This is a genomic window from Xanthomonas cassavae CFBP 4642 (assembly GCF_000454545.1).
GTDB classification, from domain to species: domain Bacteria; phylum Pseudomonadota; class Gammaproteobacteria; order Xanthomonadales; family Xanthomonadaceae; genus Xanthomonas; species Xanthomonas cassavae.
Map to the genome: position 1 here is coordinate 4,786,054 of NZ_CM002139.1, position 23,445 is coordinate 4,809,498.

At 63.7% G+C, this 23,445-nt stretch carries 21 protein-coding genes; 4 read left to right on the forward strand and 17 right to left on the reverse strand.

The genetic code is table 11. From position 1 onward, the window contains the following. Positions 1 to 8: 8 nt before the first annotated feature. The 9 genes from XCSCFBP4642_RS0121370 to grxD all read right to left on the reverse strand — a co-directional run bounded on the left by XCSCFBP4642_RS0121370 (position 9) and on the right by grxD (position 9,858). Positions 9 to 518 (reverse strand): pilus assembly PilX family protein, encoded by a 510-nt coding sequence (locus XCSCFBP4642_RS0121370; protein WP_029221557.1) that lies wholly within the window; start codon positions 516 to 518, stop codon positions 9 to 11. 3 nt (positions 519 to 521) lie between these two features. Then, on the reverse strand, positions 522 to 1,688 hold the full coding sequence (locus XCSCFBP4642_RS25570) for a PilW family protein (protein WP_033898638.1): 1,167 nt from the start codon (positions 1,686 to 1,688) through the stop codon (positions 522 to 524). Beyond that, positions 1,685 to 2,164 (reverse strand): type IV pilus modification protein PilV, encoded by a 480-nt coding sequence (gene pilV / locus XCSCFBP4642_RS0121380; protein WP_029221559.1) that lies wholly within the window; start codon positions 2,162 to 2,164, stop codon positions 1,685 to 1,687. Before pilV ends, XCSCFBP4642_RS25570 begins: the two co-directional genes overlap by 4 nt. Further along, the gene (locus tag XCSCFBP4642_RS27810; RefSeq protein ID WP_084624626.1) at positions 2,161 to 2,676 is read right to left on the reverse strand and encodes a GspH/FimT family pseudopilin; all 516 of its coding nucleotides are present in this window, start codon (positions 2,674 to 2,676) and stop codon (positions 2,161 to 2,163) included. Before XCSCFBP4642_RS27810 ends, pilV begins: the two co-directional genes overlap by 4 nt. A 151-nt stretch (positions 2,677 to 2,827) precedes the next feature. Then, positions 2,828 to 4,213: a nucleotide 5'-monophosphate nucleosidase PpnN gene (gene ppnN, locus XCSCFBP4642_RS0121385; RefSeq protein ID WP_029221560.1), complete on the reverse strand. Its 1,386-nt coding sequence runs from the start codon at positions 4,211 to 4,213 to the stop codon at positions 2,828 to 2,830. 106 nt (positions 4,214 to 4,319) lie between these two features. Continuing rightward, positions 4,320 to 7,565: a TonB-dependent receptor gene (locus XCSCFBP4642_RS0121390; protein WP_029221561.1), complete on the reverse strand. Its 3,246-nt coding sequence runs from the start codon at positions 7,563 to 7,565 to the stop codon at positions 4,320 to 4,322. A gap of 639 nt (positions 7,566 to 8,204) precedes the next feature. Further along, entirely contained in the window at positions 8,205 to 8,804 is a 600-nt protein-coding gene (locus XCSCFBP4642_RS0121395; RefSeq protein ID WP_029221562.1) for a YhgN family NAAT transporter, read from the reverse strand. After that, entirely contained in the window at positions 8,801 to 9,541 is a 741-nt protein-coding gene (locus tag XCSCFBP4642_RS0121400) for an SDR family NAD(P)-dependent oxidoreductase (protein ID WP_029221563.1), read from the reverse strand. The genes XCSCFBP4642_RS0121395 and XCSCFBP4642_RS0121400 overlap by 4 nt, the downstream gene beginning before the upstream one ends. Beyond that, a complete protein-coding gene (grxD, locus tag XCSCFBP4642_RS0121405; protein ID WP_029221564.1) occupies positions 9,538 to 9,858 on the reverse strand; it encodes a Grx4 family monothiol glutaredoxin in 321 nt (106 codons plus the stop codon). The genes XCSCFBP4642_RS0121400 and grxD overlap by 4 nt, the downstream gene beginning before the upstream one ends. Before the next feature lie 120 nt (positions 9,859 to 9,978). Here grxD and XCSCFBP4642_RS0121410 point away from each other — a divergent pair, with 120 nt between their 5' ends. Further along, the gene (locus XCSCFBP4642_RS0121410) at positions 9,979 to 10,557 is read left to right on the forward strand and encodes a superoxide dismutase (protein WP_029221565.1); all 579 of its coding nucleotides are present in this window, start codon (positions 9,979 to 9,981) and stop codon (positions 10,555 to 10,557) included. Between the two features lie 145 nt (positions 10,558 to 10,702). Here XCSCFBP4642_RS0121410 and XCSCFBP4642_RS0121415 read toward each other — a convergent pair whose 3' ends face one another. Both XCSCFBP4642_RS0121415 and purE read right to left on the reverse strand, forming a co-directional pair. Further along, complete coding sequence (locus tag XCSCFBP4642_RS0121415; protein ID WP_029221566.1) at positions 10,703 to 11,848, reverse strand: 5-(carboxyamino)imidazole ribonucleotide synthase; 1,146 nt, start codon at positions 11,846 to 11,848, stop codon at positions 10,703 to 10,705. After that, complete coding sequence (purE, locus tag XCSCFBP4642_RS0121420) at positions 11,845 to 12,348, reverse strand: 5-(carboxyamino)imidazole ribonucleotide mutase (RefSeq protein ID WP_029221567.1); 504 nt, start codon at positions 12,346 to 12,348, stop codon at positions 11,845 to 11,847. The genes XCSCFBP4642_RS0121415 and purE overlap by 4 nt, the downstream gene beginning before the upstream one ends. A gap of 58 nt (positions 12,349 to 12,406) precedes the next feature. Between purE and XCSCFBP4642_RS0121425 the strand changes: the two genes are divergently transcribed. The 3 genes from XCSCFBP4642_RS0121425 (at position 12,407) to XCSCFBP4642_RS0121435 (ending at position 14,679) form a co-directional block, all read left to right on the forward strand. Then, positions 12,407 to 12,676, forward strand: a complete 270-nt coding sequence (locus XCSCFBP4642_RS0121425) for a Trm112 family protein (protein WP_029221568.1) — start codon at positions 12,407 to 12,409, stop codon at positions 12,674 to 12,676. Further along, positions 12,673 to 13,557, forward strand: coding sequence for a carboxylating nicotinate-nucleotide diphosphorylase (gene nadC, locus XCSCFBP4642_RS0121430; RefSeq protein WP_029221569.1), 885 nt, complete (start codon positions 12,673 to 12,675; stop codon positions 13,555 to 13,557). The genes XCSCFBP4642_RS0121425 and nadC overlap by 4 nt, the downstream gene beginning before the upstream one ends. A gap of 63 nt (positions 13,558 to 13,620) precedes the next feature. Next, positions 13,621 to 14,679 carry a DUF2272 domain-containing protein gene (locus XCSCFBP4642_RS0121435; protein ID WP_029221570.1) on the forward strand — a complete coding sequence of 353 codons (1,059 nt, stop codon included), beginning with the start codon at positions 13,621 to 13,623 and terminating at the stop codon, positions 14,677 to 14,679. Positions 14,680 to 14,908: 229 nt separating this feature from the next. On the opposite strand, the gene pnp is transcribed toward XCSCFBP4642_RS0121435, so the two are convergent. The 6 genes from pnp to nusA form a co-directional block, all read right to left on the reverse strand. Further along, on the reverse strand, positions 14,909 to 17,023 hold the full coding sequence (gene pnp / locus XCSCFBP4642_RS0121440) for a polyribonucleotide nucleotidyltransferase (protein WP_029221571.1): 2,115 nt from the start codon (positions 17,021 to 17,023) through the stop codon (positions 14,909 to 14,911). 167 nt (positions 17,024 to 17,190) lie between these two features. Then, positions 17,191 to 17,451 (reverse strand): 30S ribosomal protein S15, encoded by a 261-nt coding sequence (gene rpsO, locus XCSCFBP4642_RS0121445; protein WP_005991399.1) that lies wholly within the window; start codon positions 17,449 to 17,451, stop codon positions 17,191 to 17,193. Between the two features lie 156 nt (positions 17,452 to 17,607). Next, positions 17,608 to 18,534, reverse strand: a complete 927-nt coding sequence (truB, locus tag XCSCFBP4642_RS0121450) for a tRNA pseudouridine(55) synthase TruB (RefSeq protein ID WP_029221572.1) — start codon at positions 18,532 to 18,534, stop codon at positions 17,608 to 17,610. An 80-nt stretch (positions 18,535 to 18,614) separates the two neighbouring features. Continuing rightward, on the reverse strand, positions 18,615 to 19,007 hold the full coding sequence (gene rbfA / locus XCSCFBP4642_RS0121455) for a 30S ribosome-binding factor RbfA (protein ID WP_005991395.1): 393 nt from the start codon (positions 19,005 to 19,007) through the stop codon (positions 18,615 to 18,617). A 121-nt stretch (positions 19,008 to 19,128) separates the two neighbouring features. Beyond that, positions 19,129 to 21,837 carry a translation initiation factor IF-2 gene (infB, locus tag XCSCFBP4642_RS0121460; protein WP_029221573.1) on the reverse strand — a complete coding sequence of 903 codons (2,709 nt, stop codon included), beginning with the start codon at positions 21,835 to 21,837 and terminating at the stop codon, positions 19,129 to 19,131. Positions 21,838 to 21,932: 95 nt separating this feature from the next. Next, complete coding sequence (gene nusA / locus XCSCFBP4642_RS0121465) at positions 21,933 to 23,444, reverse strand: transcription termination factor NusA (RefSeq protein ID WP_029221574.1); 1,512 nt, start codon at positions 23,442 to 23,444, stop codon at positions 21,933 to 21,935. Position 23,445: the final 1 nt, after the last annotated feature.

Below are 23,445 nucleotides of genomic sequence, written 5' to 3' on the forward strand. Positions count from 1 at the left end.
CGGCGGCCTCAGAGCTTGAAGATGGTATCGATCGATGCAGACGACGAAGCATCTGTCGCAGCATCGTTTGCGAATGTGGTGATTTGGTAAACCGGAGTTACGGGATCGAGTGGCTCGCCCATCGCAAGCGACCCGCCACCGATGATGCAAGAGTCGATGCGTCGCACGTTGACCGCCTCCTTCATCGCTGTCGCCTTACTACGCCCCCATGCGACTGGATCGAAGGCAGCATCGCAGTTCTGCTGAATATCGGTATCTACCAAAGGAGCGCCAGTTGGCGCGTCCGTACGGTTTGCAATGGCTTCAATGGCACGTTCGCTCCGCCGCGTTACGCCTTCGGCATTCTGGAATGCGATATTTGTCGCCAGATAATTGGATGCCATTTTTTCCTGCATCCCCGCTACCTGCATACCGGCAATACCGATTAGTGCCAATAAGATCAGCATGATCAACGCGACGTAGAGCACCGCGCCGCGGGGGCGGGCGGGCATCGGACGCAAACGACTGGATGCATTCATGAGTCAATTTCCGAATAGGCGATTGCGCAACGCGATGGTGGACTCGTAAGTCAGTCTAAGGCGCCCATCTGCTTGGGTAGGCGGTGCGAAAGACACTCCTAGTACACTGGAGTTACGCAGCGCGTTGGCAGGCTTTTCCGCCGTGGAGGGTGTGGGACTACGTGCTAGCAAGCCGACCTGGACCTGTCCGACACGTCTCCACTGCGCAGCAGCCGCAACGTCCGTCCCTGTAGAGACATCGCTTGCGATTGCCTGGGTATTGATATTACCCAGCGGCGGAGATGTCTTTGACATGTTTGCAGTCTGGTCGAGGCCGAACAACAACTGCATATTTTCGATACCTTCGACCAACTCCTCCGGAGTACCGTAATCGTCCACACCGTTGGAGCGTGCACGCATCAATGCCGGCTCGCCTGAGGCTGCTGAAGTTCCTACATAATAAACGAGCGATTCTGCTCGATAAATCAATGCCTGGCCACTAGGCCTGGTGGAATAGTTAGATAAATTCGTACCGTTCGCCGTGACCTTGCCGCTGGCGTAGGTACCCTTGAACACCGTTGCATGACTACAATCTGCGATGCCAAACACGTTTGGCGCGGTTTGGCCGCCCTCTGTCAAACGCAAGCCGGCGTCGGCATTAAACCCCACCACGCTGGTGCTACCCGACGTCAACGCGGTAATCGGCACACTCTCTGGCGCCAGGTAACGCAACACCAGAATATCGCTGCCACCACGAGGATTGAGCTTGGAGATTGCCGCAGGCAGGCCCGTCGGCACCGACCAAGTGGTTCCGATTGTCAGGCTGGCTGGCGGCTTCGTATTTGGTGCCTCGTAGCCTTGGACGCTGACACTGAAGTCCAGCGGGTGACCAGAGCCGCTTGCAGCGCCTGTGGTGACTATCGGATCACCCTCGCCGCGAACGAAATGCGCTTGGTCATTGACACAGCCAAAGTGCCCTGCCATACGAATATCACGCTGCAGAAATTCCAAGGCAAAACGCCCGTTCTCCTGAGCACGCGCGCTCCCTTCGGCAAGCATTGAAGCAGTACGCGACGCCGAGAAAACCTGGATCACCCCAAGCATCAATACCAGACCGATCACCATTGCGATCATCATCTCAATCAGACTGATGCCGGCGATATCGTACCTAGATAGAGGGCGGCGCGTCATAGCTGAGATACCAGAGTGAATGTAGTACGTGCGTCAGGATTGCTCGCATCCCAGCGCTGGTCTCCCCAACTTATGCCGACGGTAACCTGGCCATTAGTATTGAGAACGGTGGCACTGGCACCCTCACCTAGTGACTGCACCACCTGGCACTTCCAGCGGTTGATGTTGCCGGTGATGGTCAGGTTATTCCCAAGCGGCCGACTGCAACTGGCGGTGGTCACCGTATTGGCTGAAAACGTGGCGTCGGTATACCAGGCCGACTGAAAGCGATTGCTACGCATCTGGTCCAGCAAGTCGTACGCCAGATTGGTAGCCTGGGTACGGTAGTTAGCACTCTGCACAAAGCGGACGTTAGCCGTCTGCAACAGTGCGAATCCGAGCAAACCGAACGCAAGCACGATGATGGTGATCAGTACTTCGAGAAGACTGAAACCATCAGATCGGGAGCGCGACGTGCAGGGTCGCCGTTGAATCATTGACAGGCACCTTTTTGAGAAGTGATCTGACCAGCGCCATTGACTGCCAGCGTGCGGCGCAGCGCCTGCCCGTCGCATACAGTCGGTTGGAGCGTGATCTGCTGATTAGTGGAAGCAACCCTGCGCCCGCGCCCGTCAAATGCGATTGCGGTGCCGGATGGCCCGGAATTCGTCAACGACCGATCTATCGAGACAAAGCGCAACACCGTGTCGCCGCTCTTGAAGGCTCCATCGCCGTCCGTGTCTGCCCAGGCAAGCATGCCGCTTCCCCAATTGTTGTCACATGCTGTTCCCGATGCGCTACCGCAGACACCTCCGCCCCGGCGATTGCGTATCGCTTCACTTCGTGCAAGTGATAACAGCCCTAAAGTCTCGTTGGCACTGCTCGCTACACGATTGGATCGGATGACTCCACGGAAGCTGGGAAACGCAATCGTAAGCAGGATCGCCAACACGACGATCGTGATCATGAGTTCCACAAGTGTGAAGCCGGCAGATCGGCGAAATGACATTGAACGCTCCCCAGCGTGACCTGTCCAAGATGCCCCGACGCCCCCTCAGCTACAAGCCTTGAGGGGACGAACGGTCGTTTTAGGGTTACTGGCGTAAGCGCTTAGGTCCGAAACCAGCAACAGCCGCAAGCCCACCTGCTCCCTGGCCCCACTACGTCACCACCCGATAACAAGGCCGGTAATCGCCCGAGATCTTCATCCGGCGCTGGTCGACGAAGCCGCGCAGCAGCTCGTCCAGGGCCTGCATGATGTCCGGGTCGCCGTGGATCTCGAACGGGCCGAACTCTTCGATGCGGCGCATGCCATCTTCCTTGACGTTACCGGCGACGATGCCGGAGAACGCGCGGCGCAGGTCCGCCGCCAGGGCGGGCGCCGGGCGGCCGTGGTGCAGGTCCAGCGCGGCCATGGCTTCGTGGCTGGGCACGAACGGCTGCTGATACTCCAGCGGGATGTGCACCGACCAGTTGAAGTAATAGGAGTCCTTCTGGTCCTTGCGGTGCGCGCGCACCTCATGGATGCCTTCGGCCATGCGGCGTGCCACGGCGACCGGGTCGCCGACGATGATCTCGTAGCGCGAGGCCGCCGCGTCGCCCAGGGTCAGGCGGATGAAGCGGTCGATCTGCTCGAAGTACGGCGCGGCGATGGTCGGGCCGGTGAGGATCAACGGGAACGGCAGGCTGGCATTTTCCTCGCGTAGCAGGATGCCGAGCAGGTACAGGATCTCTTCGGCCGTGCCGACACCGCCCGGGAATACCAGGATGCCATGGCCGATGCGTACGAAAGCTTCGAGGCGCTTTTCGATGTCCGGCATGATCACCAGATGATTGACGATCGGGTTCGGCGACTCGGCCGCGATGATGCCCGGCTCGGTCACGCCGATATAGCGAGTACTGTGCTTGCGCTGTTTGGCATGCGCGATCGTTGCGCCCTTCATCGGCCCCTTCATCGCACCCGGGCCGCAGCCGGTGCAGATGTCCAGGCCACGCAGGCCGAGCTCATAGCCCACCTGCTTGGTGTAGAGATACTCGTCGCGCGAGATGGAATGGCCGCCCCAGCACACGACCAGATTCGGGTCGGACGGCTGCAGGATGCGCGCGTTGCGCAGCTGGCCGAACACTGCGTTGGTGATGCCTTCGCTGGTGTCCAGATCGCCGCGCTGCGCTTCGAGCTCGATGGCCATGTAGGCCAGGTCGCGGACCACGGCGAACAACAGCTCCGCCACGCCGCGAATGATCTCGCCATCCACGAACGCCATGGCCGGGGCATTGATCAGGTCGATACGAATGCCGCGGTCCTGCTGGTTCACCTGGATGTCGAAATCCGGATACAAGTCGCGTGCGGCGCGCGGGTCGTCCGAGGCGCTACCGCTGGTGAGCACGGCCAGTGCGCAACGGCGCAACAACTCGTGCATGCCACCACTGGAGGCGTCACGTAGCCGGGCCACTTCCGCCTTGGACAGCACGTCCAGGCCACCACGCGGATAGATCCGCGCATCCACTACCGGCAGCGCCCGCGCCGCCGTACTGCTGAGTTCCATAGCTTGCTCCTGTCGTCTGCGCAGGACTTTAGCGCACTCACCCGCCCAAAAGAAAACGGCCGGGTTACCCCGGCCGTTTCCGCAACACATGCCACGCTAACCGCGATCAGAACTGGTAGCGGAAGCCCAGCTGCAGCGCCCAACGGGAGATGCCGCGATCGTCGTAGACCGTGGATTGGTCCGGCGTATTGAAGCGGTACACGTACTTGCCAGTGGCCGCATCGACACCGCCGTATTCCACCACGCCACGCATGCCCGGGAAGCCATACTCCTCGACACGGCCCCACTTCTTGTTGAGCAGGTTGCCTACGTTCATGACGTCAAGCCAGACAGAGGCCTTGTTGTCCTTGAAGAAACCCGGAATTTCCTGCTCGATGTGCAGGTCGAACTGGTTGATCCAGGAGTTACGTGCGCCATTGCGTTCGGCAACTTGGCCACGACGGGCGGCCAGATACTCGTTGCCTTCGATGTAGTTCCAGAACGCCTGTTCTTCCCGAGCGGTACCGAACAGCACATCGCCACGGCCGGCCGGGATATACAACAGGTCGTTCAAGCGACCATCGCCATTGGCGTCGTTGTCGAACGCATAGCTATACGGGCGACCATTGCGACCTTGGTAGATCAGGCCCAGCTTGGTCTCGTAGTCGCCGAAGAACGCATGCTTCCAGTTCAACGTGCCGAGGATGCTGTTCTTCACTTCGTACGCGGCGGTCGAGGCGACGTTTTCGTTGGCCTGGAATACCGCGTTGTTGCCCAGCTGCGAACCCGAGGTCGAACTGGTCAGGCCGCTGACTTCGTCGGCATCGGTATAGGTGTAATACAGGCCCCACGACCAGTCGCCGCCGTTGAAGGGTTTGTTCAGGCCGACGGTAAAGCTCTCGCTGCCGCCCTTATCGGTGGGGCGCGCGATGATGGCATCGTTGAAGCGCGGATCGCGCGAGCCGCGTGCATCGACCACGGATGCAGTGCCACGCACACAAGCAGCCGGGGCGCCTGCACCGGTCGGGTTACGGCCATCATCCAGCCAGCAGGCCGGGTTCAAGCCGGCGGTATTCCAGTAAAGATTACGACCATCCTGGCCCACGCGACTGGTATTGCCAAGATTGAGCTGCTGGTAGTAGATCGCCTCATTGACCTTGGTCACCACCGCCTCGGCAGATGCCACAATGCCGTACCAGGGCAGCTCGGTATCGAATGCCAGGTTGGCCTTCCATACCGACGGCTGACCCAGCTTGCTGTCGACGAAATCGACGGACTGTGTGGCGCCATTCACCGAACCATTACCGGTCGGCTGGTTATTGATGTCTGGCGTGAAGCGAATGCCATTGGCGTTGACCAGCGCCTGGCTGGAGAAGTTGTAATCCGTGTAAGCCAGACCAGTGTTGGAGTACGGATTAGACAACCACACGGTTGCCGCGGCGCCCTGGAACAGGCCCACGCCACCACGCAGCTGGGTGGGGCGATCGCTGTCGAAGGTGTAATTGAAACCGAAGCGCGGCTCAAATAGGCCGTTTCCGTCGATGGTCTGGTCATTACGGAAGCCGAACAGAGTCGAGGCGGTTGCGTTGTAGGCAGGGCTGTTCTTGACCATCGGCTCGTCGTAACGCACGCCGAACGTCAGCGTCAGGTTGTTGTTGACGGCCCAGGTATCCTGCAAAAACACGCCGACGTTACGCATGCCCCAATCTGCGGCGATGTCGTCGATGTTGCCGCTATTGGAGCGCGAGTAACGGTAGTTCAGCGGGCGATTGGCCGCATAGTCGGCAATCGAGTTAAACGTGTAAGAACCGAAGACACGTTGACCGAACAGATTGAACAGGTCGTTGTCTTCGTAGTCGAAGCCGAACTTGACGGTGTGGTCGTTCAAGAACAGCGTGCCTGCGAAGAACGCATTCCAGGTTTCGGTCCGCAGCTCATTGGCCTGGGTGCTCTGCTCGGTACCCAGGTTAACGGTATTGTTACCGATCCGCACGGCGATGGCGGGCAGCTGCGATGCAGCGGTACGCACGGCCGAATAATCGCGGTAGGACACCTTGGCTTCGGTGGAGAACGTATCGGTCCAATCGCTGAACAACTGCGCCGTATAGGTCTTGAGGCTGAAGTCGCGAACGTAATGGAACGAGTTCAGCGACAGCGCCTGATTGCCGAAGCCGTTGAGGTTGGCCGTGCTCTGCTCGCTCTCGCCATAGCGAAGCGAGGCGCGGTGCTTGTCGGAGATGTTCCAGTCGAGCTTGAAGCCTTTCTCTTCGGATTCCGAATCCAGAGCCGGCAGCGCCAACGTTCCCGGATCAAACCCGTAGGTGTTGCGCGAGATGTCGATGATTTGATCGACCTGCGCCTGCGAGATCGGAACGATATTACTTGCACCCGAGCCGGTCGGACCATAGCCGGAGGCGCCGGTGAAGACGCCCTTGCCCTTGTACTTCTCGTAGTTGGCGAAGAAGAACAGCTTGTCCTTGATGACCGGGCCGCCCAGGGTCAGCCCGTAGGTGGCCTCGTTATCGAACAGCTGCGGACGAATGTCGTTCTGATTCTTGCCCGACCAGTCATTCTCACGGTAGGTGCCGTAGACCGACCCGTGGAATTCATTGGTACCGGACTTGGTGACCGCGTTGATCACGCCGCCGGTAGCGCCGGTGATGGTGACGTCGTAATTGGCGACGTCGACGGAGATTTCGTCGATGACGTCCATCGAGAACGGCTGGCGCGGCGTCGGCAACCCATTGGATTCCAGGCCGAACGCATCGTTGGTGCTGATGCCGTCCACGCGGATCAGGTTGAAGCGCGGGTTCTGGCCACCGACCGAGATCTCGTTACGTGCTTTGTCGGTCTGCGCCACGCGCGGATCCAGACGTACATAGTCCTGCAGGTTACGGTTGATCGACGGCAGCGATTCGATCTGCTCGCGGGTCACGTTGGTGCCGGTGCCCATCTTGTTGGCGCTGAACAGCGCCGAGCCGTAATCGCCACCGATGGCCTGCACCGCGCCCAGCGTCGTCACATCACCGCCCAGCGAAGCATCGACGCTGTTGACCTGATTGAGGTTCAGGTACACGCCTTCTTCGGTCTTGGTGCCTTCGCCGGACTTGGTGATGGTGATGGTGTAAGGGCCACCCACACGCAGGCCGCGCGCGTTGTAGCGTCCGCTGGCATCGGTGGTGGTACGGCTGACCGTTCCAGACTCCACGTGGGTGATCGTGACTTCGGCATTCGGAACCGGCTGACCGCCGCTGCTGGTAACCAGGCCAGCGACGCCGGCGGAGGTGCTCTGTGCGAACACGGGGGCGGCGGCGAGTGCGGCGACAAGGCCAAGCGTGAGCTTGGACATGCGGAGACAACGGGGGTGGGTCATTTCGGTGGCCTCGATACAGGTTGGGCAGTGACAAAAAGCGCAGTCAGCCCAACCGTTCCCGGAGTTGGGCTGCCGATGATCTGGGGTCCCTCGCCGCGCGGCTGGTTGCTGCCGCAACGGTTAACAACAGATTAACACGCTAAAGCCTGATTGTGACGGCGGCGTGACAAAGTTCGCGCAGCGCAACATGAACTGCACATGTGGCTTCGCAACGCCAATTTGCGAAAGGTCGCAAGCGGGAACGCGATGCAGGTCTCGAGTTCCGCCGGTTTTTAACGGGCAGACGCGGGAAAGGGCCTCTCGTGCGTCTCGGTGCGCACAGACCTGGTAGCCAGAAAGTCGTCCGATTGTGACAAGCCGCTTAGGCTTGGCGACCTTCCGTATGCGTTGAGCTCGCACTGCGCGACAAGAGTCTAGGGGGACGCATTGTCGATGCGTGCACCCTTTATCGCCCCGCCACGGCCGGTTGGGCCAGGCAGCGCGCTATTTTCTCTTTCCGGATAGGCTCGCCATCCAGACGCTCGCAGCAAACAAAGCATGGCAATCGACTGCGTCCAGATGCGCCGCGCCTCTCGCAGCGCATCTGCATCCCCGGAGCGCCCGCGTCCAGACGTGCGATGTCCCTACTCCATCAGCGCCTTAGATCGACACCGGCAACTTGAAATACGTCCCCAGGCCATCCAGGAACATCTGCACCGAGATCGCCACCAGCAACATGCCCATCAGGCGTTCGATGGCGGTCAGTGCGCGGTGACCCAGCAGCTTGTACAGCAGCGGTGCGGAGGCCAGGATCGACGAGGCGCCGATCCAGGCGATCATCAGCGCCAGGCTCCAGTCCCAGAGCCGGGTAGGCTCGTTGCTGCCCATCAGCATCACCGCTGCCATGCCCGAGGGGCCGGCCACCAGCGGGATGGCCAGCGGCACGATGAAGGGCTCGCCGTCGGGAATTTCGCCCATCAGCCCTTCCGGGCGCGGGAAGATCATGCGGATGCCGATCAAAAACAGCACGATGCCACCGGCGATCGCCACCGACTCCTGGCGCAGGTGCATCAGCTCCAATGCGTATTTGCCGCCCCACAGGAAGGCCATCAGCACGCACAGGGCGATCAGCAGTTCGCGTGCCAGCACGAAGCGTTGCCGCGTGGGCGGCAGCGGTTTGAGCACGCTGAGGAACACCGGGATATTGCCCAGCGGGTCGAGAATCAAGAACAGCAGCAGGGCTGCCGACAGAATGGTCATGCCGAAGGGTTCCAGATCGCACCGCGGTGCGGAGCACCTGCCATGGACAACAGGGTGACGCACGCAGCGGCATAGCGCGCGGGGTCGGCTGCGTCGACGTCTTCCTGATGGGTGAAGGCACGCGCGCGCAGGGCGGTGCGCATCGGGCCGGGCTGCAGGCCGTGGAGACGCACCGGGCCAGCGGCGGTCTCGTGATGCAGGCTGGCGAGCAAGCCACGCTGCGCATGCTGGGCAGCGCCATAGGCGCCCCAGTAGGCCTGGCCGACGCGCGCCGGGTCGTCGACGACGAAGACCACCGCCGCGTCGTCCTGCTGGCGCAGTAGCGGCAGGCAAGCCTGCGTGAGCCAGGCGCGCGCGGTGAGGTTGACATGGATGGTGCGTGCAAAGGCATCGGGTGCCGTCAGCTCGGCGGGCGTCAGCCCGGCGAAGTCGGCCGCGCAGTGCAGCACGCCGGACACGCCCCCGAGTTCGGACTGCAGGCGCTGCGCGAGCGCGGCATAGTCGTCCGGGGTGGCACCGGCCAGGTCCAGCGGATACAGCAACGGTTCGGCGCCCAGCGCCGCTACGGTGTCGTACACGCGTTCGACCGCGCGCAACTTGCGCCCCAACAGCACCACGGTGGCACCGGCCTGTGCGCACGCCCGCGCCGCAGCGCTGCCCAAGCCACCGGCCGCGCCGGTGATCAGCACCACGCGCCCGGTCAGGTCGGCCGACGCGGCGGACTGCGCTGCACTCACGGCTGGTAGGCCTCGCTGACGATGCGCTTGAGTTCGCCGGCTTCGAACAGCTCCAGCGTTATGTCGCAGCCGCCGATCAGCTCGCCATGGATGAACAGCTGCGGGAACGTGGGCCAATTCGAGTAACGCGGCAGGTTGGCGCGTATTTCCGGTTCTTCCAGCACGTTGACGGTGCGCAGCTGGTCTGCGCCGGCGGCCACCAGGGCCTGCACCGCGCGACTGGAAAAACCGCACATCGGGAATTGCGGGGTGCCTTTCATGAACAGCACGATCGGGTGCTGTTCGACTTCGGCCTGGATCCGTTCCATCACCGGCATTGGACTCTCCTGACTGGGCGCGGCAGGCCCGACCGCCGGGTCGGATAGACTTCCGCAAAGGCGCGCATTGTAAGCCTTCACGCGACCTGCCGCCGGACTCCCTTCGCTGCCCTGCACACCATGCCGATCGAACACCTTGCCCTGCCCTACTCCCGCGCGGCCCTGGAGCCGCATCTGTCGGCCGCGACACTGCAAGCCCACCATGATGTGTGCCACCGCAGCGAAGTCGAACAACTCAACGCCTGCATCGAAGGCAGTGAGTTCGCAGAGCTGACCCTGGAGGAGATCATCGGGCAGGCGCAGGGCAGCGTGTTCCATCTTGCAGCGCAAGTGTGGAACCACAATTTCTATTGGCAGTGCCTGCGCCCTCGCGGCGGCGGCGAACCGCTGGGCAGGCTGGCCGACAGCATCGGCAAATCGTTCGGCGATTTCGCGCACTTCAAACAGGAATTCAATCGCGTGGCCTTGCGCACCTTCGGCTCGGGCTGGGTCTGGCTGGTGCAACGCCCGGACGGCACCCTGGCCATCGTTGCCACGCCCAACGCCTCCACCCCGCTCACCGGACCGGACCGGCCACTGCTGGCTTGCGACGTCTGGGAACACGCGTATTACCTGGACTACCAACAGGACCGCGCGCAGTACCTGAACGCATTCTGGAAACTGATCAACTGGGATTTCGTGGCCAGCCGATTGAGTTGATCTGAGCTGACCCTCGACGCGGTAGCCGAACCGGTTACCGCTTGTGGCGCAGCCCACGCGCTGCAACAGCGCACGCACGTCCTCGCGGGGATCCGGCACTGCCGGACGAGGGCGCCGCCACGCAAGCAGCCAGTAACGCGCTGGCTCAGCCTTCCTGCAGACGCCCGACAACCGGCGCGACCTGCGCCTCGCGCTGTAATGCCTTGCCCGCCTGCACCAGCGCAGTCGCCAGCGCCTGCGGCGCATCGGCACGCACGGTGGCATGCCCTACCTTGCGCCCTTCGCGTGCCTGCTTGCCGTAATCGTGCCAGTGCCCACCCGGCACAGCCAGGAACGCGCCCGCATCGGGCATGCTGCCCAGCCAGTTCAACATGCAGGCATGCCCCCGCATCGCGGTGCTGCCCAATGGCAGGCCAAGGACCGCACGCACATGATTTTCGAACTGCGAGGTCTCGGCGCCTTCGATGGTCCAGTGGCCGGAGTTGTGCACGCGCGGGGCGATCTCGTTGGCAAGCAGCTCGCCATCGCGCACGAACAGCTCCAGCGCGAATACGCCCACGTAGTCCAGCGCTTGCGCGATTGCGCGCGCATGCGTTTCGGCCAGCGCCCGCATGGCGGCATCCACGCTGGCCGGCGCCAGGCTCGCCGACAGCACGCCATCCACATGCCAGTTCTCGGTCAACGGCCAGGCGCGGAATTCGCCATCGCGACCACGCACTGCCACCACGCTGACTTCGCGCTGAAACGGCACGAAAGCCTCCAGGATCAGCCCGACCCGCTCGGCCTGCGCACCCAGCGCGTCCCAGGCGGCATCGGCATCGGCAAGCGTCCTGATGCGGAACTGGCCCTTGCCGTCGTAGCCGAAGCGGCGGGTCTTGAGCACGCAGGGCGCGCCGATGCGCGCCAGCGCGGCATCCAGGCCGGCGCGGTCGTCGATCGCAGCGAATTCGGGCACCGGGATGCCGAGCTCGCGAAACAGGGTCTTTTCGCTGAGCCGGTCCTGCGCCACCGCCAACGCCTGTGGACGCGGAAACACCGGCCGCTGCGCGGCCAGGTGCTGCGCGCTGGCCGACGGCACGTTCTCGAAATCGAAGGTGATCACGTCCAGCGGTGCGGCGAATGCGGCAAGCGCGGCGGCATCGTCGAAGGCCCCAACCTGCAGCGGCGCCAGTTGTCCCGCGCAGGCGTCGGCGGCCGGGTCGAACACTGCAAAGCGCAAGCCCAGTGGAGCGCCCGCCAGGACCAGCATGCGCGCCAGCTGGCCGCCACCCAGAATGCCGACCGTGCTCATTGGCGCGGGTCGTCGCTGGCCATGACATCGTTGGTTTGCCGGGCGCGGAACTGCGCCAACGCATCGCCGATCTGCGCCTGCTCCGGTGCCAGCATGGCCGCGGCAAACAACGCTGCATTGGCCGCACCCGCATTGCCGATCGCAAAGGTAGCCACAGGAATACCAGCCGGCATCTGCACGATCGACAGCAGCGAATCCAAGCCGTTGAGCGCCTTGGACTGCACCGGCACGCCCAGCACCGGCACCGCGGTCTTGGCGGCCAGCATGCCCGGCAGGTGCGCCGCGCCGCCGGCGCCGGCAATGATCGCGCGCAGGCCGCGCTCGCCCGCTTGCTCGGCGTAGGTGAACAACACATCCGGGGTGCGGTGCGCCGAGACCACCTTGACTTCGTACGGCACGCCCAGCGCATCGAGCTTCTGAGCCGCGTGTTGCATGGTTTCCCAATCCGAACGGGAGCCCATCACGATGCCGACCAGCGGCGCGGAGTGGTTGGAGGTCATGGCCCTGCCCTGCGGTAAAGACGTATTCTAGCCAATCTCCACGCAAGACAAGACTTCGATGGATCGCAAACTGCTCGACCTGCTGTGCTCGCCCGATACCCGTCAGCCGCTTTCGCTGCTGGATGGCAAGGGTCTGGAAGCACTCAACACCGCCATTGCCGGCGGAACCCTGCAGCGCGCCGACGGCAGCGTACAGGCGCAGCCGCTGCGCGAGGCGTTGATCACCCGCGACCGCAAGCAGATCTTCCGCGTCGACGACGGTATTCCGGTGTTACTGGCCGAAGAGGCCATCGCCACCGCGCAGATCGCCGACTTCCCCGAAAAGTGAGCTCGTCCGTGCGTGCCAGCGTGCCGGAGGCGCCTCCTGCGGCCGTGGTCGAAGCCGATGTAGCGCGCGCGCTGACCGAGGATATCGGCAGCGGCGACGTCACCGCCGCGCTATTGCCCGACCAGGCCGACAGCGCCTACCTGCTGTGCAAGCAGGATGCGGTGATCGCCGGCCGTCCCTGGTTCGATGCCGCCCACCGCGCACTCGATCCGCTGGTGCGCATCGACTGGCACGTCCACGAAGGCCAGCACGTGAGCGCCGGCACCGTGCTGGCCCTGCTGCAGGGTCGCAGCCGCAGCTTGGTCAGCGCCGAGCGCACCTCGCTGAATTTCCTGCAGACGCTTTCGGCCACTGCCACTGCCACTGCAGCCTATGTCGCCGCCGTGGCTGGCACGGGCGCGCGCATCCTGGACACACGCAAGACGCTGCCAGGCCTGCGCGCGGCGCAGAAGTACGCGGTGCGTTGCGGCGGCGGCGATAACCACCGCATCGGTCTGTTCGATACGGTGATGCTGAAGGAAAACCACATCCGCGCCGCCGGTTCGTTGAGCGCTGCCGTGCATGCAGCACGTGCGCAGCAACCGCAGTTGCCGCTGGTGGTCGAAGTGGAAACGCTGGAGCAACTACGCGAAGCATTAAAGGTCGGTTGCACGCGCATCCTGATCGACGACTTCGACCAGACCATGCGCCGCGAAGCGGTGCGTATCGTTGCCGCACTGCCGCGCGACCAGCGCATTCCTCTGGAGGTCTCCGGCAGCGTGGATCTGGCCGGCATTCGCGCCATCGCCGAAGACGGTGTGGACTGCATCTCCATCGGCGGGCTGACCAAACACGTGCAGGCGGTGGATCTGTCGCTCAAGCTCGGACCGCCGCCGCACTGATTTCACGCGTGCACGCCGCCCGCTCTGGCAGCCTGCCATGATTGATTGCATGCGGAATAGTCGATGACTGCAAGACCTTGGCCGTGGATCTGTCTGCTGCTTGCCGGATGGGGAGGCAGCGCCGCCGCTGCCGAAGTGTGCGATGTCCCGCCGCGCTTCGGCACCAGCCCGGCAGCCATCGCCATCGTGCGCAGCGCCTGTAACGAACATCGCCTGTGGCAACGTCCGTTTATCGATGCCAAGGGCCGGCTGGCCAGCCTGGGCGTGACCGAAGCCGAATCCGGTTATCTGGCAGACCACGGCGTGGTGGCCTGGCAGCGTGTTGCAGGCTACTGGCGCGACAGCGGCACGCTCGACTCGATGGGTGGGCGTCCGGGTGCCTCCAGTTGTGCCGCACTGGACGGCACGCGCTACACCGCCAGCGATTGCCGCGCGTTTCTGATCGACAACCCATGGTCGGCCGCCTTCATCTCCTGGGTGATGACGCAAGCCGGGCTGAGCGGCTTCCATCGTTCGGCGCGCCATCTGGACTACATCCGCAGCGCCTACAACGACGGCGCCACCGGCCCGTACCAGTTCAGCGATCCGGCAGTCGAAAAGCCCGCACCTGGCGATCTGCTGTGCCTGCTGCGCGGGCGCAGCACCGCGCTCGGCTATGCCGGACTGAAGGCCGCGCTCGGCGGCAGCGCACCGATGCCGTGGCAATCGCATTGCGATGTGGTGGTAGCTGCCAACGTCGGCGGTGATCGCACGCTGTATCTGATTGGCGGCAACGTGTTCAATACGGTGATGATGCGCAAGATGCCGCTGGATCGCGCCGGCCGCGTCGTCCTGCCGACGCCGCAGTCGGACAGCAACCAGGATCAGAACGAGGACAGCCTGGGCATCGCCAGCGAATGCACGCCAGCCAAGGAAGAACTCTGCGACTTCAACCGACGCGACTGGGCCGCACTGCTGAAACTGCGCCCGGATGCGGCAGTGGCTAGCCCGCCACCGACGGCGCTGTTGCCGGCACCCGGCATCGCGCCCGCGGAGCAAACGATGCCGCCAGGCTTTCCACGCGTCGTGCCGCCGCGCCCGGAGACGCAGCCTGCGCCGACGCAACAACAGCAACCGGAGTAAGGACGGATTCAAAGCCCCTCTCCTGCGGGAGAAGGGTTGGGGCGAGGGTGCGGGTGAAACCACTCACCTTTCGAATATCACCAGGCTTTCCACGCACCCTCATCCGGCGCTGCGCGCCACCTTGTTCCGAGGGGAGAAGGAATTATTACCAAACGCACGTAACAAAAAAGCGGGCCGAAGCCCGCTTGTTCGTCATGCGTCACCTACGTGATGCATCAGCAAGCAGCGATTACTCGGCCGAAGCCGGCACGCCCTCGCCTTCTTCCACTGCCTTGATCGACAGACGGATGCGGCCCTGCTTGTCCACTTCCAGCACCTTGACGCGCACCAGATCGCCTTCCTTCAACTTGTCGCCGACCTTCTCCACGCGCTCGCTGGAGATCTGCGAGACGTGCACCAGGCCGTCCTTGCCCGGCAGGATGGTGACGAACGCGCCGAAGTCCATGATCTTGGCGACCTTGCCTTCGTAGATGCGGCCCGGCTCCACGTCCGAGGTGATCTGCTCGATGCGCGACTTGGCAGCTTGCGCGGCGATCGCGTTGACCGAGGCGATGATGATCGTGCCGTCGTCCTGGATATCGATCTGCGTACCCGTTTCCTTGGTGATCGCCTGGATGGTCGAGCCGCCCTTGCCGATCACTTCGCGGATCTTGTCCGGGTGGATCTTGATGGTCAGCAGACGCGGCGCGTAGTCGCTCAGCTCCTGACGCGGGGTGGTCAGCGCATGCGCCATCTCGCCCAGGATGTGCAGACGGCCGGCCTTGGCCTGCTGCAATGCCTGCTTCATGATCTCTTCGGTGATGCCTTCGATCTTGATGTCCATCTGCAGCGCGGACACGCCTTCGGCAGTACCGGCCACCTTGAAGTCCATGTCGCCCAGGTGATCTTCGTCACCCAGGATGTCCGACAGCACCACGAAGTCGTTGCCTTCCTTCACCAGACCCATCGCGATACCTGCGACCGGCGCCTTGATCGGCACACCGGCATCCATCAGCGCCAGGGAGCTGCCGCAGACCGATGCCATCGACGAAGAACCGTTGGACTCGGTGATTTCCGAGACCACGCGAATGGTGTACGGGAATTCTTCCAGGCTCGGCATCACGGCCAGCACGCCGCGCTTGGCCAGACGGCCGTGGCCGATCTCGCGACGCTTCGGCGCGCCGAAACGGCCGCACTCGCCCACCGAATACGGAGGGAAGTTGTAATGGAACAGGAAGTTCTCTTTGTACTCGCCCGACACCGCGTCAATGACCTGGCCATCGCGCGCGGTACCCAGCGTAGTGATCACGATCGCCTGGGTCTCGCCGCGGGTGAACAGCGACGAGCCATGGGTACGCGGCAGCACGCCGGCCTTGGCGCTGATCGGACGCACGGTATCCAGCGCACGGCCGTCGATACGCACCTTGGTGCTCAGCACCGAGCCACGCATGGTCTGGTATTCCAGCTCGCCGAATTCCTTCGACAGATCGCCGGCAGCCCAGCCTTCGACGGTGGCGCGCGGTGCCAGCGCACCCAGCACGTCCTTCTTGATCGCCGAAATCGCATCGCGGCGCTGCAGCTTGTCGCGCACCTGGAATGCCGACGCGAGCTGATCGCCCACCGCGTCCTTCAGTGCGGCGATCATGCCGTCGTTCTTTGCCGGGGCCACCCAGTCGGACGGCTTGGTGCCGGCTTCGACGGTCAGCTCGTTGATGATGTTGATGACCTTCTGCATCTCGCGATGGCCGAACGTCACAGCGCCCAGCATCACTTCTTCCGACAGCAGTTCGGCTTCGGACTCGACCATCAGCACCGCATTGGCGGTACCGGCCACAACCAGCTCCAGCTGCGAATCCTTCAGCTCGGTCACGGTCGGGTTGAGGATGTATTCGCCGTTCTTGTAACCGACCTTCGCTGCAGCGATCGGGCCGTTGAACGGGGTGCCGGCCAGCGACAGCGCGGCCGATGCGCCGATCAGCGCGGCGATATCGCCGTCGATGTCCGGGTTCATCGACATCACGGTGGCGATGATCTGCACTTCGTTCTTGTAGTCCTCCGGGAACAGCGGACGGATCGGACGATCAATCAGGCGCGAGATCAACGTTTCCTTCTCGGTCGCACGTCCTTCGCGCTTGAAGAAGCCGCCCGGGATGCGGCCGCCGGCGTAGAACTTCTCCTGATAATCGACCGTCAGGGGAAAGAAGTCCTGCCCTTCGCGCGCGCTCTTGGCGGCGACGGCGGTGACCAGCAGTACGGTGTCGTCGAACTTGACGATGACGGCGCCGCCTGCCTGGCGAGCGATTTCGCCCGTCTCAAGGGTGACGGTGTGCTTGCCGTACTGGAAGGTTTTGGTGATTTTTGCCACGGAGGTTTTTCCTTAGGTGTTGCTGTCTTCGTTGGACCGTCGTCGACCCATGCCGAGAACGGGCGGCCGGGAGGCTCCGGCCCATGAACTTGGTAATGCGATGACGCGTTTGCGAAGGACCAAAACAAAACCGCGGCGCATCGCTGCGCCGCGGCGGTAGGACTCGATCAGCGGCGCAGGCCGAGCTTCTCGATCAGCGACTTGTAGCGGTCGTTGTCCTTCTTCTTCAGGTAGTCGAGCAGGCTGCGGCGACGGTTGACCATCTGCAACAGACCACGACGGCTGTGGTGATCCTTCTTGTGGGTCTTGAAGTGACCGGTCAGCAGCTCGATGCGTGCGGTCAGCAGAGCAACCTGCACTTCCGGCGAACCGGTGTCCTGGGCGCTGCGCTTGTTGTCTTCAATAACTTTCTGGGTGTCGACTGACATGATGTTTACTCGATAGATGCGTGGTCGACAGGAACGTGCGTGACGCACCGTCGGACTCGCCGTTTGCTAGGAATATGCGCGCTTGGCGCTGAGGTGCCCCGATCGGGGCCGCGAAATTGTACCGTTGCATGGCGCCAGGAACAAGTTGACCAAGCCTTAACAACTCACAGACTGGTTCAGTCCGTTGAACAGGCGCTGCGGCGACAGCCGACCGTCAGCGTCAACAAGGCCAAGGCCTGACGGGCTTCCATCCGGCCCGAAAACCGCCACCTGACCGACCGGAAACGCCGGGTCGCGTAACCGTTGACCCATCCGGAAGCGGGTCGCATGGGCCTGGTCGAGGGCGATCTGCGCAAAATCTGCCAGCCCGGCCTGGATCGGCAACAGCAGATCTTCCGCCCGCGCGCCCGATTCCAATGCCGCGCTCAACGCTTCAAGGGTCATCATCTGTGGCGCCCGGAACGGCTCCACCCAGAGCCGGCGTAGCGAGGCGATATGCGCACCGCAGCCGAGCACTTCGCCCAGATCGCGGCCCAGGCTGCGGATGTAGGTGCCCGAGCCGCAGGTCACGCGCAGTTGCAGATGCGGCGCCTGGTAGCTCATCAACTCGATCGCATGCACGTCGACCTCGCGCACCGGGGCCTCGATCACCTCGCCCCGGCGTGCCTTGGCATACAGCGGCTCACCGCCCTGCTTGAGCGCCGAATAGATCGGAGCCTGCTGCTGGATGCGCCCGACAAATGGAGCCAAGGCCGCACGCAATGCGTCTTCGCTCAGCGCAGGCACCGCACGCTCGCGCAGCGGCTCGCCGTCGGCATCGTCGGTATCGGTGGTGACGCCCAGCACCACCTCGGCGTCGTATGCCTTGGCCGAACCCAGCAGCAAGCCGGCGATCTTGGTTGCCTCGCCCAGGCATAACGGCAGCAAGCCGGTGGCCAGCGGGTCCAGGCTGCCGGTATGGCCACCTTTGTCTGCGCGCAATAAGCGGCGCGCGGCCTGCAAGGCATTATTTGAGCTGAGCCCGGCCGGTTTATCCAGCAACAGGATGCCGTGCAGCGGGCGATAGACGATGCGGGATTTCAAAAGATCGGTGCTCGAATCGGACGCCGTGCGCGTCCGCGGGAATCCAGGGGCGCAGCAATCTCGCCCAGCCAACGCAGCGCTTAGCGCTGCTCGGCGTCTTCATCGCTGGAGGTGGCCTGCGGGCCGACATCGTCCAGGTCACGCAGCAGGTTATCGATCCGTTCGCCACGGTCGACCGAGTCGTCGTAGTGAAAGTGCAGCTCGGGCACGTGACGCAGCTTCATGGCGCGCGCCAGCTGCGTGCGCAGCTGCCCGGCGATTTCCTTGAGCCCCTTGACCGCTTCGGCCGACCGCTCCTGCTGTAGCGCGGTGACGAACACCTTGGCGTGCGCCAGGTCGCGGCTGATCTCGACATCGGACACGCTGACCGACGGCAAGCCGTGATCGCGCACGGCCGCGTGCACGATGGTGCCGAGGTCGCGACGCACCTGCGCCGAAACGCGGTCGGTGCGATGGAATGATTTGGTTGGCATGGTCGGAGCCTTTGGTTCGGGACCCAGGACCCAGGACCCAGGACCGGGGACCCGGAAGAGCAAGAGCCGTGGCTTTCGCTTCTCCGGGGTCCCCGGTTCCGGGTCCCGGGTCCCGTCTTCGTTACAGCGTACGCGCCACTTCGATACGCTCGAAGCACTCGATCTGGTCGCCGGCCTTGACGTCGTTATAAGCCTTCACGCCGATACCGCACTCGGTACCGTTACGCACTTCGTCGACGTTTTCCTTGAAGCGGCGCAGCGATTCCAGCTCGCCTTCGAACACCACCACGCTGTCGCGGAGCACGCGGATCGGCTTGCAGCGCTTGACCACGCCTTCGATGATCATGCAGCCTGCAACCGCACCGAACTTCGAGCTTCGGAACACATCGCGGACCTGTGCGATACCGATGATCTCTTCGCGGATTTCCACGCCGAGCAGACCGGAGGCCACCTGCTTCACCTGATCGATCACGTCATAGATGATCGAGAAGTAACGCAGATCGATGCCGTTGGACTCGACGATCTTGCGCGCCGAGGCATCCGCACGCACGTTGAAGCCGATCACCGTGGCCTTGGAGGCCGCTGCCGAATTCGCATCCGACTCGGTGATGCCGCCCACGCCGGAGTGGATCACGTTGATGCGGATGTCGTCGTTGGACAAGGCCACCAGCGACTGCTTGAGCGCTTCCACCGAGCCCTGCACGTCGGCCTTGATCACCAGGTTCAACACCTGCTGGCCTTCGCCCTTGCCCATCTGGGCCAGGATGTCTTCCATGCGGTTGGTGGCCGAGGCGACCAGACGCGACTCGCGGCGCTTGGTTTCGCGCTGCTGCGCAACATCCTTGGCCAGACGCTCGTCGTCGACGACCACGAAGTCGTCGCCGGCTTCCGGCACGCCGGACAGGCCGAGCACCTGCACCGGAATCGACGGGCCCGCCGAGGCCGGCTGGTGGCCGGTTTCGTCGAACAGCGCACGCACACGGCCGTACTGAATGCCGCACACCAGGTAGTCGCCGCGCTTCAGCGCGCCCTGCTGCACCAGCACCGTCGCGACCGGGCCGCGGCCCTTGTCCAGCGACGATTCGATGACGGTACCGCTGGCGCGTCCGTCGGCCACTGCCTTGAGTTCCAGCACTTCGGCCTGCAGCGAGATCGCGTCCAGCAGCGTGTCCACACCGGTACCGACCTTGGCCGACACTTCGATGAACTGGGTATCGCCGCCGAACTCTTCGGCCACCACGTTTTCGGCCAGCAGCTCGTTCTTGACCCGCAGGGGATCCGCGCCGGCCTTGTCGATCTTGTTGACCGCCACGATCAACGGAACGCCTGCCGCCTTGGCATGCGCCACCGCTTCCTTGGTCTGCGGCATCACGCCGTCATCGGCTGCAACCACCAGCACCACGATGTCGGTGATCTTGGCGCCGCGCGCACGCATCGAGGTAAACGCGGCATGGCCGGGCGTATCCAGGAAGCTGATGACGCCACGATTGGTCTCAACGTGGTACGCACCGATGTGCTGGGTGATGCCGCCAGCCTCGCCCGAGGCGATCTTGGTGCGACGGATGTAATCCAGCAGCGAGGTCTTGCCGTGATCGACGTGACCCATGATGGTGACCACCGGCGGGCGCGACGTGGTCTCGCCCTGCGCGTCTTCGGCATGCGCCAGCAGCGCGTCCTCGAAGTCGGCATTGTCGGCACGCACGGCCTTGTGGCCAAGTTCTTCGGTCACCAGTGCGGCGGTGTCGTGATCGATGCTCTGGGTGATGGTCGCCATGACGCCCATCTTGAACAGCGCCTTGACCACGTCGCCACCCTTGAGCGCGAGCTTCTGCGCCAGGTCTGCAACGGTGATGGTCTCGCCAATGGCCACTTCACGCACCACCGGTGCGGTGGGACGCTCGAACCCGTGCGGGCCGCTATTGCCGTGGTTGCCGCCACGACCGTTGTCGTTGCCGCGGCGCGAGGACGACGAACCCGGGCGGCCGGTCGGCTTGCCGCGCACATTGGAACGGCGTGCACGATCGGCCGCAGACAGGTGCAACTGCCCGGCGAAGCGCTTGGTCGCATCGTCGTCTTCGACGCCAGCCACCATGACGTGCGAACCGCGCGTCTTGTGCTTGGCAGCATTGTTGCGGTCGTCCGGACGCGCCGGCGTGGCCGGACGCGAGGCAGGCGAGGCACCAGCCGGACGGGCCGGACGCGGTGCCGAAGACGGCGAAGACGATACCCGCGCGGCAGGCGCCGACGGCGTCGGCGCAGCAGCCACCGGGGCCGGCGCACTGGCAGCCGCAGCGGCTTCCTCGGCAGCCTTGCGCTCGGCTTCTGCACGGTCCTTGGCCGCCTGCTCTTCGTCGCGCTTGCGCTGAATCGCTTCATCGCGCACACGATCGCTTTCGGCCAGCGCCTGCTGCTCGTCGAGATTGCGCTGACGCGAGGCGGCGAGCTTGGCCAGGATATCGGCGCGCTCTTCGTCAGGCGTCATCGGTGCGGCGCGGCCGCTGCCTTCGTTCTCGGACTTCACGTAGGTACGCTTCTGCCGCACTTCCACGTTGACCGTGGTCTTGGTGCGGCCGGCGTTGACCGTGACTTCCTGCAGCTTGCGCCGGTTGAGCGTGATCTTCTTGGCTGCTTCGCTCGCCGCTTCGGCAGGCGTCTCGGCCTTGCCATGCGTGCGACGCAGGAAGCCAAGCAGTTTCATCTTCTCGGTGCTGGTCACGACCTGGTCGGGACCGCTGAACTTCATTCCGGCCTCGGCCAGTTGAACCAGCAGTTTATCGACCGGCGTATTGACCAGTTCGGCAAGCTTGCGGATGGTGGTTTGCTGCGACATTCGGATCCTATGATCTGGTTGGCGCCCCCTCGCCCAGAGCAAGGGAAACGCTGATTCTAAGCCCTGATGGGGTCAGGGCGCGGTTCATTGCCGGCTCATTCGCCGCGCTCCAGCCGGGCGATCTCCTCGGCGCGGGCCGCCAGGATCAGCGCCGCGGCGCGCTCCTGGGTCATGCCCTCGATGCCGAAGTCGACGATCTCGTCCGCGGCCAGGTCGGACAGGTCCTCGCTGGTACGCACGCCGTGCTCGGCCAGAGCAAAAGCCGTCTCCTCGTCCATCCCCTCCAGCGCCAGCAGGTCCTCGGTGGGCTGAGTTCCTTCCAGGCCTTCTTCCTCGGCCAGCGCGGCGTTCAGCAGCGCATCGCGGGCACGGGCACGCAGTTCCTCGACGATGTCTTCGTCGAAGCCTTCCACCGCCAACAACTCACCGACCGGGACGTAGGCGATTTCTTCGACCGTGTTGAAGCCTTCGGACACCAGGATGGCGGAGATTTCCTCGTCCACTTCCAGGCGATCCATGAACAGCTGGCGCGCCGAAGCCTGTTCGGCCTCGGACTTGGCGGCCACCTGGTCGGCGGTCATCACGTTGAGCTGCCAGCCGGTCAGACGGCTGGCCAGGCGCACGTTCTGGCCGCCCTTGCCGATCGCCTGGGCCAGGCGGTCTTCGGCCACCGCCAGGTCCATCGAATGCTTCTCTTCGTCGACGATGATCGACTGCACTTCGGCAGGCGCCATCGCATTGATCACGAAGTTGGCCGGATTTTCGTTCCACAACACGATATCCACGCGCTCGCCATTGAGCTCGTTGGACACCGCCTGCACGCGCGAACCACGCATGCCGATGCAGGCGCCGATCGGATCGGTACGGGTGTCGTGCGCAATCACCGCGATCTTGGCGCGGTCGCCCGGGTCACGTGCGCAGGCCTTGATCTCGACCAAGCCCTGGCCCACTTCCGGCACTTCCAGCTTGAACAGCTCGATCATGAATTCAGGCGCGGCGCGGCTGATGAACAGCTGCGGTCCACGCGGCTCCGAACGCACTTCGGCCAGGTAGCCGCGCACGCGGTCGCCAGGGCGCAGCACGTCGCGCGGAATGCCCTTGTCCTTCGGAATGAAGGCCTCGGCATTGCCGCCAAGATCGACAAAGATATTGCCGCGCTCGGCGCGCTTGACCACACCGGTGATCAATTCACCCACGCGATCCTTCCACGCATCCACCACCTGCTGACGCTCGGCCTCGCGCACACGCTGCACGATCACCTGCTTGGCAGCCTGGGCGGCGATACGGCCGAAATCGGGGTTTTCGATCTGTTCTTCGATGTAGTCGCCCACGTCCACGCCGTCGGCTTCGTCGATGGCATCCATCAGGCGCACCTGGCGGTCCGGCGACTCCATCACCACGTCGTCGGCCACCACTTCCCAGCGACGGTAGGTTTCGTAGGTACCGTCCTTGTGATCGATGGTGACGCGTGCCAGCACGTCCTGGTCGGGATAGCGTTTCTTCGCTGCGGACGCCAGCGCGGCCTCGATCGCATCGAAGATCACTTCGCGCGGCACGCCTTTTTCGTTGGCGACCGCATCCACTACCAGCAAAAGTTCCTTGCTCATT

Excerpts from the sequence above, each read along its gene's own strand:
- XCSCFBP4642_RS0121370 (WP_029221557.1), bottom strand. The coding sequence starts at position 518 with ATGAATGCATCCAGTCGTTTGCGTCCGATGCCCGCCCGCCCCCGCGGC.
- XCSCFBP4642_RS25570 (WP_033898638.1), bottom strand. The coding sequence starts at position 1,688 with ATGACGCGCCGCCCTCTATCTAGGTACGATATCGCCGGCATCAGTCTG.
- pilV (WP_029221559.1), bottom strand. The coding sequence starts at position 2,164 with ATGATTCAACGGCGACCCTGCACGTCGCGCTCCCGATCTGATGGTTTC.
- XCSCFBP4642_RS27810 (WP_084624626.1), bottom strand. The coding sequence starts at position 2,676 with ATGTCATTTCGCCGATCTGCCGGCTTCACACTTGTGGAACTCATGATC.
- ppnN (WP_029221560.1), bottom strand. The coding sequence starts at position 4,213 with ATGGAACTCAGCAGTACGGCGGCGCGGGCGCTGCCGGTAGTGGATGCG.
- XCSCFBP4642_RS0121390 (WP_029221561.1), bottom strand. The coding sequence starts at position 7,565 with ATGACCCACCCCCGTTGTCTCCGCATGTCCAAGCTCACGCTTGGCCTT.
- XCSCFBP4642_RS0121395 (WP_029221562.1), bottom strand. The coding sequence starts at position 8,804 with ATGACCATTCTGTCGGCAGCCCTGCTGCTGTTCTTGATTCTCGACCCG.
- grxD (WP_029221564.1), bottom strand. The coding sequence starts at position 9,858 with ATGCCGGTGATGGAACGGATCCAGGCCGAAGTCGAACAGCACCCGATC.
- XCSCFBP4642_RS0121410 (WP_029221565.1), top strand. The coding sequence starts at position 9,979 with ATGCCGATCGAACACCTTGCCCTGCCCTACTCCCGCGCGGCCCTGGAG.
- XCSCFBP4642_RS0121415 (WP_029221566.1), bottom strand. The coding sequence starts at position 11,848 with ATGAGCACGGTCGGCATTCTGGGTGGCGGCCAGCTGGCGCGCATGCTG.
- purE (WP_029221567.1), bottom strand. The coding sequence starts at position 12,348 with ATGACCTCCAACCACTCCGCGCCGCTGGTCGGCATCGTGATGGGCTCC.
- XCSCFBP4642_RS0121425 (WP_029221568.1), top strand. The coding sequence starts at position 12,407 with ATGGATCGCAAACTGCTCGACCTGCTGTGCTCGCCCGATACCCGTCAG.
- XCSCFBP4642_RS0121435 (WP_029221570.1), top strand. The coding sequence starts at position 13,621 with ATGACTGCAAGACCTTGGCCGTGGATCTGTCTGCTGCTTGCCGGATGG.
- rpsO (WP_005991399.1), bottom strand. The coding sequence starts at position 17,451 with ATGTCAGTCGACACCCAGAAAGTTATTGAAGACAACAAGCGCAGCGCC.
- rbfA (WP_005991395.1), bottom strand. The coding sequence starts at position 19,007 with ATGCCAACCAAATCATTCCATCGCACCGACCGCGTTTCGGCGCAGGTG.
- infB (WP_029221573.1), bottom strand. The coding sequence starts at position 21,837 with ATGTCGCAGCAAACCACCATCCGCAAGCTTGCCGAACTGGTCAATACG.
- nusA (WP_029221574.1), bottom strand. The coding sequence starts at position 23,444 with ATGAGCAAGGAACTTTTGCTGGTAGTGGATGCGGTCGCCAACGAAAAA.